The sequence below is a fragment of the Devosia sp. A16 genome, assembly GCF_001402915.1.
Lineage (GTDB): Bacteria > Pseudomonadota > Alphaproteobacteria > Rhizobiales > Devosiaceae > Devosia_A.
The window spans coordinates 1,295,193-1,307,761 of the sequence record NZ_CP012945.1; the positions used below are offsets into that span (position 1 = coordinate 1,295,193).

Here is a 12,569-nt window from a genome sequence, read left to right on the forward strand (position 1 = left end):
CTATCGGTCCTTGCCTATCGGTCCTTGGGGTCAAGTGCGTCGCGCAGGCCGTCGCCCAGATAGGACAGGCAGAGCAGCATGGTGACGAGGAGGGCGGCGGGGGTGAACAGCATCCACGGCAGCGCCTCGGCGACTGGCGCGCCGAACGAGATCAGCGTGCCGAGCGAGGTCTGCGGTTCCTGCACGCCGAGGCCGAGATAGGAAAGGAAGCTCTCGGTGATGATGATCTCGGGAATGGTGAGGGTGGCATAGATCACCACCGGGCCGGTGAGGTTGGGCACGATGTGGCGGAAGATGATGGTGAAGGGCCCTGCCCCACCGGCCTTCGCCGCCTCGATGAACTCGCGCTGCTTGATACTGAGCGTCTGCCCGCGCACGATCCGCGCCATGGTCAGCCATTCGAGGCAACCGATGCCCACGAACAGCAGCACCGGCGAACGCCCGAAGATCACCACCAGGATGATCACGAACAGGATGTAGGGCAGCGCGTACATGATATCGACGAAACGCATCATGACAGCGTCGATCTTGCCGCCGAAATAGCCGGCAATGGCGCCATAGAGGATGCCGATCACCACCGACACGAAGGTGGCGACCGCCGCCACCAGCAGCGACATCTGCGTGCCCTGCAGGGTGCGGGCCAGCATGTCGCGGCCATTCTGGTCGGTGCCGAAATAGTGGCCCTTGGCCCAGTCCGGCGGCTTGCGGATCGACGACCAGTCGATCTTGTCGTAGCTCCAGGGCAGGAAATACGGCCCGACCAGTGCAAACAGCACGATGGCGACGAGCACGAAGATCGAGACCAGCGCCGCCTTGTTGTTGAACAGCCGTCGCAGCGCGTCCTGCGTCAGCGAGCGGCCCTTGGGCGCCTCGGCCGCCAACGCGTCGGCATAGGCGGTCAGCGCCGCGTCCTTGCCAGTGATCCCGGCCATCAGCGGTACCTCACCTTGGGATCAAGCCAGGCGTAGAGGATGTCCACCAGGAGATTCAGCGCCAGGATGATGAAAACGTAGAGAATGGTGGTGCCGAGCACGAGGCCGTAGTCGCGGTTCAGTGCGGCGGTAATGAAATACTTGCCGATGCCGGGCAGCGAGAACACCTGCTCCACCACCAGCGAACCGGTGAGGAGATAGGAGAGCCCCGGCCCGAGATAGGAGACCACCGGCAGGAGCGCCGGCTTCAGCGCATGCCGGGCGAGGATCAGCCGGGTGCCGAGCCCCTTGGACTTGGCGGTGCGTACGTAATTGGTACCCAGCACCTCGATCATCGAGCCACGCACCAGGCGCGCCACGCGCCCGCCATGCGGCAGCGCCAGAATGAAGATCGGCAACACCAGGTGGATCAGCGAGCCGGGCTGATAGCCGCCGACCGGCAACCATTTCAGGTACACCCCGAAGAATAGCTGCACCAGGTTCGCCATCAGGAAGTTCGGGATGATGATGCCGACCAGAACGATGGCGACGAGCAGGTAATCCGGCCATCTGTTCTGGTTCACCGCCGCCACCGCGCCGGCGATCATGCCGCCCAACGTGCCGACGACGAAGGCCGAGAACCCCAGCATCAGGGTGAAGGGCAGCCCGATCCCGATGAGGCGCGAGACGTTGAAATCCTTCATCACCATCGAGGGGCCGAAATCGCCGCGGAACACGCCGGCGATGTAGCCGAAGAACTGCATGATCAGCGGTTCGTCGAGGTGATAGTAGGCGCGCAGGTTGCGCAGTTGATCCGGCGGCAGCGCGCGTTCACCGTCGAAGGGACCGCCGGGCGCCAGCCGCAGAATGAAGAAGCAGACCGTAATCGTGATGAGCACGATCGGAATAGCCGTAAGCACGCGCCTGAGCGCATAACCGAGCATCTTGTGTGTGACCTTTCCCGCCAGCCCGCGGGGCAACGCCGTAAGCCGGCGGCAAATGCTAGTTTGCTAGAAAGCAAGGAGGTCGCCCGGCGTCTGGCGCGCGGGCGACCCCATGGAGCCGGTTATTCCGACTTAGTCATCCAGCGGACACGATGAATGTCCTTGGCATTGTCTTCGAAGCCCGTGATCTTGGGCGACACGACGTTCTTGGACACATACCAGTAGATCGGAATGGCCGCGAAGGCGTCCATGGCGATCTTTTCGGCTTCGTGCATCTGGCCGGCGCGCTTGACCAGGTCCAGCTCGCTCGAGGCCGCGGTCATCAGCTCGTCGAACTTCGGATCGGAATAGCGGCCGTAGTTGTTGCCCCAGTTGATGGTGCCGTCGGTGCCCTTGGTGCCGGTCTTCAACAGGTCGAGGGTGTTGGAGGCATCGTCGTAGTCGAGCAGCCAGCCGGCGCGGCCGACGTTGAAGTCACCGGCGCGCAACGCGTCGTAGTGCACGGCGGTCTCGGCGTTGAACAGCTCGACTTCGACGCCGATCTGCTTCCACATGTCCGAGATGGCCACGGCGATGCGCTGGTGGTTCTCGTTGGTGTTGTAGCGCAGCTGCAACTTCAGCGGCTTGTCCGGGCCGTAGCCGGCTTCCGCCATCAGCTTCTTGGCTTCCTCGACGCGCTGGTCATAGGGCATCTCGGCCCAGTCCGGCGCATAGGGGGTGCCTTCATAATTGCCGGTGCCCGGCGGGACCCAGCCATAGGCAGGCAGTTCGCCGGTGCCAAGCACGTCCGGCCCGATGACGTCACGCAGCACCGAGATCGACAGGGCCTTGCGGATGTTGATGTTGTCCAGCGGCGGCTTGGACTGGTTCAGCACGTAGTAGTAGATGCCCAGGAACGGCGCCACATGGGCCTGACCCGGGTAGTTGTCCTGCAGGAACTTGTACTGGTCGGCGGGGAAGTCGGTGAGGATATCGAGTTCGCCGGCGCGATAGCGGTTGAGCGCCGCAGTCAGGTCCTCGGTATTGTCCCAGCGGATCTCGTCGATCTTGAGGTCGGCCTTGCCGTAATAGGTGTCCGACTTGACGCCGCGCAGGTACGAGCCCGGCACCCACTCGACGATCTTGTAGGGGCCGTTGCCGACGATGTTCTCGGGCTGCGTCCACTGGTCGCCGAACTTCTCGATGAGGTCCTTGCGGATCGGGAAGGCGGTGTAGTGCGCCAGCGCGTCGAGGAAATACGGGGTCGCCGCTTCGAGCGTGATCTCGAGGGTCTTGTCGTCCACGGCCTTGACGCCGAGCTGGCTGAAGTCGGTGATTTCACCCGCGGCGATCTTGGACGAGTTCTTGATCGGGTACTGCAGGTAGGCGTACTCGGATGCGGTCTTGGGGTCGAACAGGCGCTGGAAGGCGTCAACCCAGTTCTGCGCCGTCACCGGCACATTGTCCGACCACATGGCATCGCCGCGGATCTTGAAGGTGTAGACGAGGCCGTCGTCGGAGATGGTCCACGATTCCGCCTGGCCGGCGACTGCCTTGGCCTGCGCGTCCTCGGTCACGAGGCCTTCGAGATACTCCGAAACGATCCGGTTCTCCCAGTCGCCGGAAACCTTGTGTGGGTCGAGCGAGCCGGGCTCACCGCCGTTACCCAGGTTGAGCGTAACGGCCAACGCCGCGCTCGACATCATCAGCGCCAACGCGCCGGCGGTGGTCACCGCTTTGAGGACCTGTGTTATTTTCATTGTTGTCCCATCTCCATGAAAAGACATTTCCTGACGGGCGCGGCAAATTAGTACGCCATGCCTCATTTTGGCCGGACTGGTCGGAACCGCCCGATTGGGTACGGACCCTATGGCATCAGGTTTTCGCTGACAAGCGGGACATTGACGTAAGCGTCAAGAGCCGTGGCCCTGTGGAAACGCCTGCGTCACGGGCGCTTGTCGAGCCTCGCGAAGCTCAGCCGGCGCGCTCGACCAGCGCCGTGACGCCCATGCCGCCGGCGGTGCAGACCGAGATCAGCGCGCGCTGCTTTTGGGTGGTGTCGAGCAGCTTGGCGGTGAGGCCGAGGATGCGCGCGCCGGTGGCCGCGAAGGGATGGCCATAGGCGAGGCTCGAGCCCTTGGTGTTGATCTTTTCCGGGTCGATCTCGCCCAGCGGCGTCTCGCGGCCAAGCACGTTCCGGTTGTAATCCGGGTCGCGCCACGCCTTGAGCGTTGCCAGCACCTGGGCGGCGAACGCCTCGTGGATCTCGAACAGGTCGATATCGTCGAAGCTCAGGTTGGAACGGCGCAGCATTTCCGACGCGGCGATGGTCGGCGCCATCAGCAGCCCGTCGCCATGCGCGAAATCATTGGCTGCCACCTGACCCAGCGTCAGGTAGGCAAGCACCGGCAGGCCGCGGGCCCGCGCCCACTCCTCGCTGGCCAGCAACACCGCGGCGGCGCCGTCGGTCAGTGGGGTGGAGTTGGCGGCGGTCAACGTCCCCTTGCCCGAGCTCTTGTCGAAGGCCGGCTTCATCGTTGCCATCTTCTCGAGGCTGGTGTCGGCGCGGACATTATTGTCCTTCAGCACCCCGGCGAACGGCACGATCAGGTCGTCATGAAAGCCCTCGTCGTAGGCGCGGGCGGCGTTCTGGTGGCTCTTAAGCGCCAGCACATCCTGCTCTTCGCGCGAAATCTCCCACTGCCGGGCCATCAGTTCGCAATGCTGGCCCATCGACAGCCCGGTGCGCGGCTCCTGCGTCGAAGGGGCGATCGGCTTCAGTTCACCCAGGTTGAAGCCCTTGAACACCCTGAACTTTTCGCCCGTGGTACGGGCGCGGCTGAGCTCGATCATCCGGCGCTGGAACTTGTCGCCGAACACCACGGGGCTGTCCGACACGGTGTCGGAGCCGGCGGCGATACCGCTGTCGATCTCGCCGATGGCGATCTTGGCGCCGAGGCTGAGCGCAGCCTGCAGCGAGGTGCCGCAGGCGATCTGCACATTGGTGCCGGGGGTGCGCGGCGAGAGGCCGGCATCAAGGCTCGCTTCGCGCGCCAGGTTGAAATCGCGGCTATGGCTCAAGACGGCGCCGGCCATAACCTCGCCGATCGCCTCGCCCCTGAGGTTGTACTTGTCGACCAGCCCACCCAGCGCCGCGCCGAGCATCGAGAGGTTGCCCTCTTCGGCGTAGCCGGTATAGGCGCGGGCGAACGGAATGCGGGCCGAGCCCACGATGGCGACTTTGCGCAGCTCGGCCATCTCAGGCTCTCCCGTCCTTGCGGGCCTGCATCGGCCCTCCGAGGAACGGCGCGAAACCGGTCCCGTAGATGACGCCGATATCGGCGAGGTCGGCCGAGGCGACCACGCCTTCGGCCACGGCGATCTCGGTGGCGTCGACCAGCGGCTGCACCAGCTCGCGGCCAAGCCCGGCGAGGTCGGGATGCGGCGGCACCTCCCCTTTCACCGCCTTGCCGTTGCTCCAGGTATAGAACCCCTGCCCGCTCTTGCGGCCGAGCTTGTTCTCGGCGATCAGCCGGGCGAAATCGCTGGCCGGCGACACCGGGCTGCCGAGCTCCTCGGCGACGAACTTGCCGACGTCGAGCCCGACGGTATCCATCAGCTCGATCGGCCCCATCGGCATGCCGAAGGCGACCGCTGCTGCATCGATCTGCTCCTTGCTGGCGCCGCCCTCGACCCGCTGCACGGCGGCGAGCATGTAGGGCATCAGCACCCGGTTGACGAGGAAGCCGCGCGCCGACTTCACCGCGACCGGCGACTTGCCGATGGCGAGCGCGAAGCTGGCGCCGCGGGCGATATCCTCGTCGGAATTGAAGCTCGAGCGAATGACCTCGACCAGCGGCAGTTGCGCCACCGGGTTGAAGAAATGCAGCCCGATCAGCCGGTTCGGGTTGGTCAGCCCCTCGGCAATGCGCTCCAGTTCGATCGACGAGGTGTTGGTGGCGAGGATCGCATCGGGCCTGGCCCGGCGCTCGGCGTCGATGAACACCTGATGCTTGATCTCGAGCCGTTCGACCACTGCCTCGATGATCACGTCGGCTCGGGCAATCCCCTTGCCGCTGACATCGGCCTCGAGCCGGGCCACAGCGTTGTCGATCTCGGTCTTCGACTTGAGCCGTTTGCTGAACAGTTTCTTTGCCCGCTCGAGCGCCGGTTTGATGCGCTCCATGTCGAGATCCTGCAGCGTCACGCCCATCCCGCGCAGCGCGCACCAGGCAGCAATATCGCCGCCCATAACGCCCGCGCCGACCACGTGGACGCGCCGGAATACCGGCTTGTCCTTGCCGCGCACGCCCTGCTTCTTCAGGCTCTCGGAGAGGAAGAACACCCGACGGAGGTTCTTCGAGGTGGCCGAGTCCATCAGCGGAATGAAGCGCTCGGCTTCGCCCGCGATCATCGCCCGCCAGTCGTTGCCATGCTCCTCGAACAGATCGATCAGCGCGTAAGGCGCTGGGAAATGTGCCGGATTGGCCTTCTTCTTCGCTTCCTCACGCATCTTGTTGGCGATGTAGCCACGGACCGGACCGAAAGCAGCGGCCCGCTTGGCGAGCGGCGCCTCGCTGCTCTTTCGGTTCTGCAGCACGGCCTTCCGCGCTTCCCAGCGCAGCGTGTCGCGGTGCCGCACCAGCTTGTCGACCAGCCCCATGCGGCGTGCCTGGCCGGCGCGCAGGAGCTTGCCGGTCAGCATGATCTGCATCGCGTCGACCGGGCCGGCCTGCCGGATCGAACGGCCGGAGCCGCCGAAGCCCGGGAAGATGCCGAGATTGACCTCGGGAAAGCCGATGCGTGTCTTGTCGTCGTTGACGGCGATCCGGTACTGGCAGGCGAGCGCCAGCTCCAGCCCGCCGCCGAGGCAGAAGCCATGGATACCGGCGACCATCGGCACCTTCAGCGCCTCGATCCGGTCGAACAGCGTATGGGCCCGGTCGAGCGCCGCCTTGAGCACGCCGGGATCCGACATCTCGTCGAACTCGCTGACGTCGGCGCCGGCGATGAAACCGGACTCCTTGCCCGACAGCAGCACCACGCCCTTGAGTTCGCCCGACGCCGCCAGTTGCTCGAGCGCGGTGACGATGCCCACCAGCTCCGACAGCGTCTCGCGGCTCAGCGTGTTCACCGGCGCGTCCGGCACATCGATGGTGAGCCAGCCGATCCCTTCGAAATCGAGATCGAAACTCCAGGCGCGGCTTGACGGCATCTGCGGTTGGGCCATTTCCGGCTCCTCGTTTTCCAGAGCGTTACTCGGCCGCGGCATCGACGGTTGCCGGCTCGCGCCGCAACTGCCGGGAGCCGAGCTCGTCGAAGTCGAAATCGTCGACCCTGATCACCCGGTCGGTGGCCTGGTCGGCAAGCCTGAGCGTCGCGGCCTCGGCTTCGGTCAGCACCCCGGCTTCTACCGCGTCGGTAATGGCATCGCGATCGAGCCGACGCTCGATCACGCCCTTCTTGATGGCGCGCACGAACTTGGTTTCGATCTCCGCGGCACCGGTCACCTTGAGCAGTGCATCCTCGAGTACGCCGGTCGGATCTTTCGGGTCCATCGAGACATAGGTTCCTTTGGTGAGCCGGTCGCGGAAAGCGCCGGGGGCCATCACCGAGCGGGCCAGCCGGTAGGTCTCGCGGTCCGAGGCCGGCTTGGCGTGGCGACCGAGGGGGAACACCAGAACCCGCATCAGGTTCCTGAGCGCAAAGTTCGGGAAGTTGGCGAACACTGCGGCAAAGCTCTGCTCCAGTGAATGGCAGAGGTCGCGGGCGACGGCCTCGACCACCGGGCGATCTTCGGCGAGCCGTCCGTCATCCTCGTAGCGCCTCAGTACGGCCGAGAGCAGGTAGAGGTCGGAGAGAATGTCGGCCATGCGCCCGGACAGCCGCTGCTTGCGCTTCAGGTCGCCTCCGAGAAAAGCCACCGTCCAGTCGCCACAGAGCGCAAAGCTCTGGCTGTAGCGGCTGAGCTGCTTGTACCAGTGCGCCATCTCGTGATCGACCGGGGTCGAGGCGAAGGCGCCGAAGCTCACCGCATGGAGGAAACTGCCCACCATGTTGCGCAGCATGAAGCTGACATGGCCGGCAAAGGCGGTGTCGAAGGCGGCGATGCCCGCCTTCCTGTCCTGGTTCTGTGCCGCCGAGATTTCGGCATAGAGATAGGGGTGCGCCCGCAACGCGCCCTGCGCGAAGGTAATCAACGTGCGGGTCAGGATGTTGGCGCCTTCTACGGTGATCGCTACCGGCGTCGTCATATAGCCCGAGAACAGGTAATTGGTCGGGCCATCCTGCACCGCACGGCCGCCATGGATGTCCATGGCGTCGTTGAAGGCGAGCCGCATCGCTTCGGTCGTGCGATACTTCAGCAATGCCGACAGTACCGAGGGCCGCTGCCCCTCGTCGACCATCGAGGCGGTCAGGCCGCGCGAGGCCTCGTAGGTGTAGGCAAAGCGCACCATGCGGCTCAACGGCTCGGCCACCCCTTCCATCAGCCCCACCGGAATGCCGAACTGGCGGCGGATCCGGGCATAGGCCGAGGTGACGCGCAGCGCGTGCTTGATCGAGACGGTGCCGATAGCGGGCAGCGAGATGGCGCGGCCGGTGGCGAGGCATTCCATCAACATGCGCCAGCCCTGCCCGGCATATGCCGTGCCGCCGATCAGGAAGTCCATGGGAATGAAGACGTTGCGGCCCTGCGTGGGCCCGTTCATGAAGGCCGAGCGCGCCGGATAATGCCGCCGGCCGATCTTGACGCCCTTGTGCTTGGCCGGCACCAGCGCCAGCGTGATGCCGATATTGTCCACGTCGCCGAGCAGGTGCTCGGGATCGTGGAGGTGGAAGGCCAGCCCAAGCAGCGTCGCGACCGGCGCCAGCGTGATATAGCGCTTATCCCAGCTGAGCTTCACGCCGAGGGTTTTCTTGCCCTCATACATGTCGTAGCAGACGACGCCGACATCGCGCATGCCGGCCGCATCCGAGCCCGCATGCGGCCCGGTCAGGGCGAAACACGGCACTTCCTGCCCCTTGGCGAGGCGGGTCAGATACTTCTTCTTCTGCTCCTCGGTGCCGTATTTCTCGAGCAGTTCGCCCGGCCCCAGCGAGTTGGGCACCATCACGGTGATGCCGGCAGCGATCGAACGCGAGGCAATCTTCGAAACCACCTGGCTCTGCGCCTGGGCCGAGAACCCGAGTCCGCCATGCTCGCGGCCGATCAGCATGCCGAGAAAGCCCTGCTCCTTGAGATAGGTCCAGACCGCCGGCGGCAGGTCGGCGCGGTTGTTGCGCGTGTCCCAGTCGTCGATCATGGCGCAGACTTTTTCACATGGTCCGTCGAGGAAGGCCTGCTCCTCGGTGCTGAGGGTAGGCTTGCGCACGCCGAGCAGCTTCGTCCAGTCGGGCCGCCCCGAGAACAGCTCGGCATCCCAGCCGACGGTGCCGGCATCGAGCGCCTCCTGCTCGGTGCGGCTGACCCGCGGCAGGATGGATTTGACGATGCCGTAAGCCGGGCCGGTGAGCACCAGCTTGCGCACCGGAGCCAGGGCAAGGAGACCGAGGATCGCTGCGGGCAGCAGGGCCAAAACCCAGCCGAGCGCATCGGTCATCAGCCACAGACCGTTGTCCGTTGAGATACGTGTAAGCGCGCCGATCACCAGTGCCGCCACCGCCCATTGCCAGAGCGGCGCGCGGCGCATGGCCAGCACCGCAAAGGCGACAATCGACCCGATCAGCAACGCCCAGACCATGCACGTTCTCCTCGAGAAAGGCCGCAGCGCACCGTCGACAAGCGAGATGAGCCCCCGCTCAGCAACGCACCCGGTTCGATTCTTGTTGCCGATTGTACTGCCCGGGCAGGCGCCATCACCACAAAATAGCAACGGTTGACGTATACGTCAATTAATGGACCTAAGCTGCATGCCGTGTCGGCAATCTATCTTCCGCGGCCCCGTCATCCCGAGCGCTCGCGGACCTACGTCGTTCGTTTGACGCTAACGTCAATTGATGGGATATTTCCTCGTAACGGGCACCAAAAGCCCGAGGAGGAAAAGATGGCCAATACCGCGACGGGCGCCGAACGCCCGTGGACCGAGCACTATCCCCCGGGCATTTCCTGGGATGTGCCGATCGACACCACTCCGGTGCATGAGACCGTCCTCGCCACCTGTGCGCGCACACCCCATGCCGATGCGCTGGATTTCCTCGGCAAGAAGACCCGCTTCGGCGAACTGGCCCGACTGATCAACGCCTTTGCCGGTGCGTTGCAGGCCGAGCTGGGCGTCAGCAAGGGCACCCGTGTCGCGCTTCTGCTGCCCAACACACCATTCTACGTCATTGCCTACTACGCCGTGCTGAAGGTCGGCGGCATCGTGGTCAACTGCAACCCGCTCTACACGGTCAACGAACTGAGCCACATCGTGGGCAATTCCGGCGCCGAGCTGATGCTGACGCTCGACCTGAAGCTGCTGTTCGACAAGGCCGAGGAACTGGTCGAGGCCGGTCACGTCAAGCAGCTTGTCGTCTGCCGTTTCCCCAATGCGCTGCCGGCCGTGAAGAAGCTCCTCTACCGCCTCGCCAAGGCCAAGGACCTGAGCAAACCTGATCAGAGCCGGATTGCCGCCAAGGTGGTGCATTTCGACAAGCTCATCGCCAAGAAGCTGACCCCGACGCCGGTAACGATCGACGCCGCCAGGGACGTCGCGGTGCAGCAGTATACCGGCGGCACCACCGGGCTGCCGAAGGGCGCCATGCTGAGCCACGCCAACATCGCGGCCAATCTGAGCCAGATCGACCATTGGGCGCTGGGCCTGTTCAACGCGCCATCGCGCACCGTCGCAGTGCTGCCGTTCTTCCACATCTTCTCGATGACCGCCTGCCTCAACGTGCCGCTGGCCGCGGGCGGCCAGGTGGTGATGCTGCCGCGCTTCGAGCTCAAGGCCTTCCTCGACCTGATGAGCCGCACCGGCGCCAATATCCTGCCGGCGGTGCCGACACTGGTGCAGGCGCTGTCGAAAGCCGGCGACAAGGCCAAGCCGCACCTGGTCTCAGTCGAGGTCACGGTCTCGGGCGGCGCCCCGCTCTCCGATGAAGTGCGCCACAACTGGAGCAAGGTCTCGAGCGCCCTGCTGGCGGAAGGCTACGGGCTCACCGAGGCCTCGCCTGTCGTGTGCTGCGCAGCCCTGCGGGTGCCGTCCAAGCCGCTGTCGATCGGCCAGCCTATCCCCGGCACCGACATCCGCTTCGTCGATATCGAGACCGGCCAGGTCGTGCCGCTGGGCGAGCGCGGCGAGCTGCAGGTAAAGGGCCCGCAGGTGATGCTGGGCTATTACAACAACCCCGAGGCGACGAAAGACGCCTTCATGGACGGCTGGCTGCGCACCGGCGACGTCGGCTATGTCGACCGCGATGGCTACGTATTCCTCGTCGACCGGATCAAGGACCTGATCATCTGCTCAGGCTTCAACGTCTATCCGCGCACCATCGAGGAGGCGCTGCTGCACCATCCGGCGGTGGACGAAGTCAACGTCATCGGCGTGCCCGACGAGTATCGCGGCGAGGCGCCGGTGGCGTTCGTCAAGCTGAAGCCCGAGCAGCAGGCCACCGAAACCGAACTCAAGAAATTCCTTGCCGAAACGCTCAACAAGATCGAGATGCCCAAGGAAATCATATTCAAGGACCAGTTGCCCAAGACCCTGATCGGCAAGCTGAGCAAGAAGGAGCTGCGCGAGGAATACGCCAAGCGCAAGAACAAGCATGAACCGGCCTGAATCCGAAAACCGCGACCTCTTCGCCATCGCCGATCTCAGCCAGGAGTTCGGCATCTCGACCCGCGCCATCCGCTTCTACGAGGCCAAGGGTCTGCTCAACCCCGAGCGCGTCGGCGGCACCCGCGTGTTCCGCCGACGCGACCGCGCCCGGCTGATCCTGATCCTGCGCGGCAAGCGCCTGGGCTTCTCGCTCCGCGACATCTCGGACTATCTGAGCCTCTACGACGCCCAATCGCAGACCGCCCAGACCAAGCTGCTGGTGGCCAAGGTGGACGAGCGCCTGGAGCTGCTCGAACGACAGAAGGCGGATCTTGAAACGACGATCGGCGAATTGCGCGAGATCCGGAAGCTCGCTGGAGAACGGGTCGGGGCCTAGTCCATGGGATCTGACGCGGGCGGTGCCACAGCGCCCCCTCGCCCCTCAGGGGAGAGGGCAAGCGCAGCTTACGAGCGCCAGCGAGTTTAGCGAAGCTCGGGTGAGGGGTGAGCTGCCTCAGAGTGCACTCGGCTGACGCTTCACCCCTCATCCGGCGCATGCGCGCCACCTTCTCCCCTGAGGGGAGAAGGGAAGAAGGTAAGCCCCAACAGTGCAAAGTGACCTCTCCCCAAGGGAGAGGTGAGGGGGCCTTGCCGCAAACACTGATCATGCGGAAGGCCTCCTCACCCGGGCCTTCGGCCCGACCTCTCTCCCAAGGGAGAGATGAAGTAACTACCGCTTGCGCGGCTTCACGTTGGTCATCAGGTCCGGCTTCTTTGGCCGCTTCCAACCCTTCGGCGGCTCGACTACCGGCACCTGCGTGCCGAGCCCCATTTCGCCCGGCGGCGGCTGGCGGACCACGGCGCCCCCCTTCAGCGCCGCGATCTCGTCGCGCAGCCGCGCCGCTGTCTCGAAATCCTCGCGCGTAACCGCAGCGAGCATTTCGCCCTCAAGCGCGATGATCTTTCTCTCGATGGCGGCGAGCGACATGTCGAAC

General features: G+C 64.9%; 9 protein-coding genes. 2 read left to right on the forward strand and 7 right to left on the reverse strand.

The annotated features are described in order from the left end of the window. Positions 1–14: 14 nt before the first annotated feature. The 6 genes from APS40_RS06280 to APS40_RS06305 form a co-directional block, all read right to left on the reverse strand. The gene (locus tag APS40_RS06280; RefSeq protein ID WP_055046238.1) at positions 15–932 is read right to left on the reverse strand and encodes an ABC transporter permease; all 918 of its coding nucleotides are present in this window, start codon (positions 930–932) and stop codon (positions 15–17) included. Then, positions 932–1,855: an ABC transporter permease gene (locus tag APS40_RS06285; protein ID WP_055046239.1), complete on the reverse strand. Its 924-nt coding sequence runs from the start codon at positions 1,853–1,855 to the stop codon at positions 932–934. Before APS40_RS06285 ends, APS40_RS06280 begins: the two co-directional genes overlap by 1 nt. Before the next feature lie 122 nt (positions 1,856–1,977). Further along, on the reverse strand, positions 1,978–3,588 hold the full coding sequence (locus APS40_RS06290; RefSeq protein ID WP_442855864.1) for a peptide ABC transporter substrate-binding protein: 1,611 nt from the start codon (positions 3,586–3,588) through the stop codon (positions 1,978–1,980). A gap of 220 nt (positions 3,589–3,808) precedes the next feature. Further along, the gene (locus APS40_RS06295) at positions 3,809–5,092 is read right to left on the reverse strand and encodes an acetyl-CoA C-acetyltransferase (RefSeq protein WP_055046240.1); all 1,284 of its coding nucleotides are present in this window, start codon (positions 5,090–5,092) and stop codon (positions 3,809–3,811) included. A 1-nt stretch (position 5,093) separates the two neighbouring features. Further along, on the reverse strand, positions 5,094–7,064 hold the full coding sequence (locus APS40_RS06300) for a 3-hydroxyacyl-CoA dehydrogenase NAD-binding domain-containing protein (RefSeq protein ID WP_055046241.1): 1,971 nt from the start codon (positions 7,062–7,064) through the stop codon (positions 5,094–5,096). A 25-nt stretch (positions 7,065–7,089) separates the two neighbouring features. Further along, positions 7,090–9,576, reverse strand: coding sequence for an acyl-CoA dehydrogenase (locus APS40_RS06305; protein ID WP_055046242.1), 2,487 nt, complete (start codon positions 9,574–9,576; stop codon positions 7,090–7,092). 303 nt (positions 9,577–9,879) lie between these two features. On the opposite strand from APS40_RS06305, the gene APS40_RS06310 reads away from it, so the two are divergent. Further along, positions 9,880–11,595 carry a long-chain-fatty-acid--CoA ligase gene (locus APS40_RS06310; RefSeq protein ID WP_082434223.1) on the forward strand — a complete coding sequence of 572 codons (1,716 nt, stop codon included), beginning with the start codon at positions 9,880–9,882 and terminating at the stop codon, positions 11,593–11,595. After that, the gene (locus APS40_RS06315) at positions 11,582–11,971 is read left to right on the forward strand and encodes a MerR family transcriptional regulator (protein WP_055046243.1); all 390 of its coding nucleotides are present in this window, start codon (positions 11,582–11,584) and stop codon (positions 11,969–11,971) included. The genes APS40_RS06310 and APS40_RS06315 overlap by 14 nt, the downstream gene beginning before the upstream one ends. A gap of 333 nt (positions 11,972–12,304) precedes the next feature. Here the strand turns inward: APS40_RS06315 and APS40_RS06320 are convergent, their stop codons facing one another. Further along, positions 12,305–12,562, reverse strand: coding sequence for a UvrB/UvrC motif-containing protein (locus APS40_RS06320; RefSeq protein WP_082434224.1), 258 nt, complete (start codon positions 12,560–12,562; stop codon positions 12,305–12,307). Positions 12,563–12,569: the final 7 nt, after the last annotated feature.

Bases quoted from the DNA above. Each gene is read 5' to 3' on its own strand.
- APS40_RS06285 (WP_055046239.1), bottom strand. From the start codon at position 1,855: ATGCTCGGTTATGCGCTCAGGCGCGTGCTTACGGCTATTCCGATCGTG.
- APS40_RS06295 (WP_055046240.1), bottom strand. From the start codon at position 5,092: ATGGCCGAGCTGCGCAAAGTCGCCATCGTGGGCTCGGCCCGCATTCCG.
- APS40_RS06305 (WP_055046242.1), bottom strand. From the start codon at position 9,576: ATGGTCTGGGCGTTGCTGATCGGGTCGATTGTCGCCTTTGCGGTGCTG.
- APS40_RS06280 (WP_055046238.1), bottom strand. From the start codon at position 932: ATGGCCGGGATCACTGGCAAGGACGCGGCGCTGACCGCCTATGCCGAC.
- APS40_RS06315 (WP_055046243.1), top strand. From the start codon at position 11,582: ATGAACCGGCCTGAATCCGAAAACCGCGACCTCTTCGCCATCGCCGAT.
- APS40_RS06310 (WP_082434223.1), top strand. From the start codon at position 9,880: ATGGCCAATACCGCGACGGGCGCCGAACGCCCGTGGACCGAGCACTAT.
- APS40_RS06300 (WP_055046241.1), bottom strand. From the start codon at position 7,064: ATGGCCCAACCGCAGATGCCGTCAAGCCGCGCCTGGAGTTTCGATCTC.
- APS40_RS06320 (WP_082434224.1), bottom strand. From the start codon at position 12,562: ATGTCGCTCGCCGCCATCGAGAGAAAGATCATCGCGCTTGAGGGCGAA.